Source organism: Kitasatospora sp. NPDC043949 (assembly GCF_056435365.1).
In genome coordinates, this window is sequence record NZ_JBWKEQ010000023.1 from 1 (window position 1) to 1,605 (window position 1,605).

The following is a 1,605-nucleotide window of genomic DNA, read 5'->3' on the forward strand; positions in this document are numbered from 1 at the left end:
AAACGCTCGGCTGGGAAACCCCAGCCGAGCGCCTGCATAAACTCATCGCGGCCTGATCAAACCGACCACGTGTTGCAACGACCCCTAGAAACCGCATCCAGGGTGGGGGCTTTCGGTCACGCGCCGTCAGCCCCCTGAACCCCCGAGCCGCGCACCCCGCCCTCCCGCCGCACCCCGCGGCCGGACGGGCACGCCCTCAGGCCCCGGGCGCTGACCGCGGTGACGAGACGCCGACCTCCCGCGCATCTCCTCACTCCGGAGCCCTCAGATGTCCCCGACACGCCCGATGCCCCTCCCGCTGTACCTCCTCGCCCTGGCCGTCTTCGCCATGGGCACCTCCGAGTTCATGCTCGCAGGCCTCCTGCCCGACCTCGCCGCCGACCTCGGCGTGAGCGTCGGGGCGGCCGGCCTGCTCGGCCCCGCCTTCGCCGCCGGAATGGCCCTCGGCGCCCCACTGATGGCCGCCCTCGCCCGCACCTGGCCCGCCCGCACCAGCCTCCTCGGCCTCCTCCTCGCCTTCGCCGCCGCCCACGCCGCGGGCGCCATCACCACCAGCCTCCCGCTCCTGTGCGCCACCCGCGTCGCCGCCGCCCTCGCCTGCGCAGGCTTCCTCGCCGTCGCCCTGACCACCGCCGCCACCCTGGTCGCCCCCGACCGCAAGGGCCGCGCCCTGGCCGTCCTGCTCTCCGGCACCACGCTCGCCACCATCGCCGGCGTCCCGGCAGGCGCCGCCCTCGGCACCCTGCTCGGCTGGCGCGCCACCTTCTGGGCCGTCGCCGCGCTCTGCCTGCCCGCCGCCGCCGGCCTCCTGCGCGGCATCCCGGCCGCACCCGCCCCACACGACAGCGCCCCGCATGACACCGCCCCGCATGACACCGCCGAACCGGCGCTGCGCACCGAACTCGCCCAACTGCGCCGCCCCCGTCTGCTCCTGGTCATGGCGCTCGGCGCCCTGGTGAACGCCGCGACCTTCGCCGGCTTCACCTTCCTCGCCCCCGTCGTCACCGACACCGCCGAACTGGGCCGGCTCTGGATCCCCGTCGCCCTGGTGCTCTTCGGCGCCGGCTCCCTGCTCGGCGTCACCACCGCCGGACGCCTCGCCGACCACCGCCCCCGCCTGCTCCTCGCGGCCGGCGGCCCGCTGCTGCTCGCCGGCTGGCCCGCCCTCGCCGTCCTGGCCGAGGAGCCGGCCGCGCTGCTGGCCCTGGTGTTCGTGCAGGGCGCGCTGTCGTTCGCACTGGGCACCACCCTGATCACCCGGGTCCTCTACGAGGCGGCCGCCGCCCCCACCATGGCCGGCTCGTACGCGACCGCGGCCCTCAACGTCGGCGCCGCCACCGGACCGCTGGTCGCCGCCCCCACCCTGGGATCCAGCGCCGGGCCGCTGGGCCCACTGTGGGCGAGCGCCCTGCTCGTCCTGCTCGCGCTGTTCGCCGCTGTCCCGCTGCGCGGGGTGCTCGCCCCCCGCCACGGCGGTGCGTAACAGGCCCCGGGCCGCACCTCGCGGCAGCTGCGGGGGGGGGGGGGGGGGGGGGGGGGGGGGGGGGGGGGGGGGGGGGGGGGGGGGGGGGGGGGGGGGGGGGGGGGGGGAGGAGGGGCGTCACT

The 1,605-nt window shown here is 77.7% G+C and carries 1 protein-coding gene; it reads left to right on the forward strand.

What is annotated here, in order from left to right:
• The first annotated feature begins 286 nt into the window (after positions 1–286).
• Positions 287–1,483 carry a Cmx/CmrA family chloramphenicol efflux MFS transporter gene (locus tag AC07AL_RS19970; protein ID WP_478317908.1) on the forward strand — a complete coding sequence of 399 codons (1,197 nt, stop codon included), beginning with the start codon at positions 287–289 and terminating at the stop codon, positions 1,481–1,483.
• The last annotated feature ends 122 nt before the right edge of the window (positions 1,484–1,605 follow it).